This window comes from Neisseria sp. HMSC069H12, assembly GCF_001812735.1.
GTDB lineage: Bacteria > Pseudomonadota > Gammaproteobacteria > Burkholderiales > Neisseriaceae > Neisseria > Neisseria subflava.
Genome location: NZ_KV810255.1, coordinates 903 through 1,323, shown reverse-complemented (window position 1 = coordinate 1,323; position 421 = coordinate 903). Strand labels below are relative to the sequence as shown.

The 421-nt window shown below is 42.5% G+C and carries 1 pseudogene; it reads right to left on the bottom strand.

The features are described from left to right. Positions 1-338 (bottom strand): annotated as a pseudogene (locus tag HMPREF2872_RS11555) (hypothetical protein); the annotation flags it as partial. Between the last annotated feature and the right edge of the window lie 83 nt (positions 339-421).

The window sequence follows — 421 nt, the reverse complement described above, 5'->3', positions numbered from 1 at the left end:
GTAAAATAAGGATATGACCATTTCCAATAATACTTAGTCAATGTTTTTTTCTCCAACAGGTTTCTCATTACATTACTGATGGTAAACCCTGTTTCCTCTTCTTTTCCCGTTGCCTTGAACGTTCCACCGAAGCCGTCAGGTTTCCAATGACAGACACCTTCACCAAAGTAATCTTCATCCTGTACGGCATCAAAATAGAAAGAGGCTTCATATTCATCTTTACCGACTTGACGAAGCGGAATATCGACGTATTTCCTAGGGTGAGACGTTACGCCTTCGATATGATTGATAACATACGAGCAATCCCGTGCCATATAGCGGATATAGGTATCATTCATCGACACCAACGGCCCTGGCGCATCGTTGATTTTGATTCTAAGACGGTAAGCCTGTTTGGGATGGGGATTTAGCTGGAATCTTG